The following is a 1,805-nucleotide window of genomic DNA, read 5'->3' as shown; positions in this document are numbered from 1 at the left end:
GGTGAAAACGACCAGGCCCGGTGGCTGAGCCGCTACTTGAACGACTCCGGCATCCTGACCTTCACCTTTGAGGCGGCTGACTATGCCAGCGCCCTGGCCGGTTACCACCTGGCCTTTGACGAGCTGCGCGCTGACGACCGGGTAGCCAGCGAGTATATTGCCTTTGCCGGCTATGATCTGGCGGGCCGGGCTGCCGGCGTGGCTGCCAGCGAAATCGGCCGGTCAGTGCGGGGCGTCTTCCTCATGTCGCCGGTGCTGGAAGCAGGCGATGAAGACAAGATCCAGGCCTACCCGGGCCGCGGCTACATCGTGGCCGGCAGCGAAGACGACCAGGCTCCTTTGGCTGGCCTGGAACAGCTGGCCAAGCAGATGAAGCAGGGCGAACTCCTGCAGATGCGGGGAGCCGGGCACGAATACCGGCCAGAAGACTGGGAAAGAGCCGGGATGCTGCTGAGAACCTGGGTCTTGACCGGGCTTAATTAAGCAAAAAACAGAATACGGAAAAGGAGATAAAGATGACAGAAGCAGTAATTAGAGAAGTAACTGAAGAAGATCTGCCGGCTTTGATTGAAATCAGCCGGGAAACCTTTGCCGACACCTTCGGTGCTGACAACAGCGATGAAGACATGGAAAAGTTTTTGGATGAAAGCTACAGCAAGGAAAAGCTGGGCGGAGAACTGGCAAATCCAGGCAGCACCTTCTACTTCCTGCTTGCTGACGGGCAAGTGGCCGGCTACTTGAAGATCAACACCGGCGACGCGCAAAGCGAAGACGTTGACCCCAACGGCCTGGAAATCGAGCGGATCTACCTGCGCCGGTCCTTCCAGCACAAGGGCCTGGGCAGCCGGCTCTTTGATTTTGCCGAAGAAAAAGCCAGAGAACTGGACAAGTCCGTTCTCTGGCTGGGTGTCTGGGAGCACAACGAAAACGCCAAGAGCTTCTACGCCCACCACGGTTTGACCCGGTTCAGCGAGCACGTTTTCGTTGTCGGCGATGACCGCCAGACTGATTATTTGATGAAGAAATCTCTTTAATCCTGACTAAGCAGCCAGTCGCTCAGAATTTGCCGGTATTTGGCGTTTCCCTGGACGAAAGGCATGTGCCCGCAGCCGGCGAAAAGCTCCCAGCGGGCGTTTGGCAGGTGATCGTACATGCTCTTGGCCACCAGGGGCGTGCACAGATCGTCAGTGCCGCTGGTGATCAAGGTCGGCAGAGTCAAGCCGGATAAGCGGTCAGTGTACTCATAGCCGTGCAGGTTGCCAATAGGCGTGTATTCATTAGGGCCCCAGCCGGTCAAGTAAGCCAGGCTGCCGCCCTTTTTTTTGCGCAAAACCGGCTCCGGCAGATCCGGGGTCAGCTTGATGGCGTGCTGGTCCATAAAGTGCTGGTTGGCGGCCTGGTAGGCCGGGGAGTCATAGTTGCCGGTCTTTTCGGCTTCGGCGATCGCGGCCTGCTCGCTTTCAGGCAGGTACTTGATCAAGCGGTGCAGCTCCTGGCTCCACAGCTTGGCTGACGCCAGAGTGGAAGAGAGGATCAGGCTCTTGACCCCTTTGGGCTGGTAGTCGCAAAGGTAGATGAGGGCCAGCATCCCGCCCCAGCTCTGGCCCAGGAGATGGATCTCGCTGAGGCCCAGCTGGTCGCGCAGGTTTTCCAGCTCCTTGACCCAGGTCTGGGCCGTGTAGGCGTCTTCTGCCTCATCGTCGGGGATGCTGGAGTTGCCGCAGCCCAGCTGGTCGTACATGATGACCTGCCGGCCGCTCGTTTCGGCCACCTGGTCGAGGACTTCAAAGTAATTGTGGCTGCTG

Annotated in this window: 3 protein-coding genes; 2 read left to right on the top strand and 1 reads right to left on the bottom strand. The window is 58.7% G+C overall.

Annotated elements, in window-relative coordinates; all coding sequences use genetic code 11:
• A partial coding sequence (locus tag lacNas_RS08755; protein WP_201346780.1) for an alpha/beta hydrolase occupies window positions 1-483 on the top strand: 483 nt, incomplete at its 5' end.
• 32 nt (window positions 484-515) lie between these two features.
• Window positions 516-1,034, top strand: coding sequence for a GNAT family N-acetyltransferase (locus tag lacNas_RS08750; protein WP_201330827.1), 519 nt, complete (start codon window positions 516-518; stop codon window positions 1,032-1,034).
• Here lacNas_RS08750 and pepI read toward each other — a convergent pair.
• Window positions 1,031-1,805, bottom strand: a 775-nt coding sequence (pepI, locus tag lacNas_RS08745) for a proline iminopeptidase (protein WP_201346779.1), incomplete at its 5' end; no start/stop codon positions are given. The two genes, lacNas_RS08750 and pepI, sit on opposite strands and share 4 nt — an antisense overlap.

Source organism: Lactobacillus nasalidis (assembly GCF_016587775.1).
In the GTDB taxonomy this organism is placed as follows: Bacteria; Bacillota; Bacilli; order Lactobacillales; family Lactobacillaceae; genus Lactobacillus; species Lactobacillus nasalidis.
Note: the sequence above shows the minus strand (reverse complement) of the source record. Positions and strands in the feature narration are given on the sequence as shown.

What these genes read in the sequence shown, in the direction of transcription:
- lacNas_RS08750 (WP_201330827.1), top strand. Translation starts at nt 516, where the DNA reads ATGACAGAAGCAGTAATTAGAGAAGTAACTGAAGAAGATCTGCCGGCT.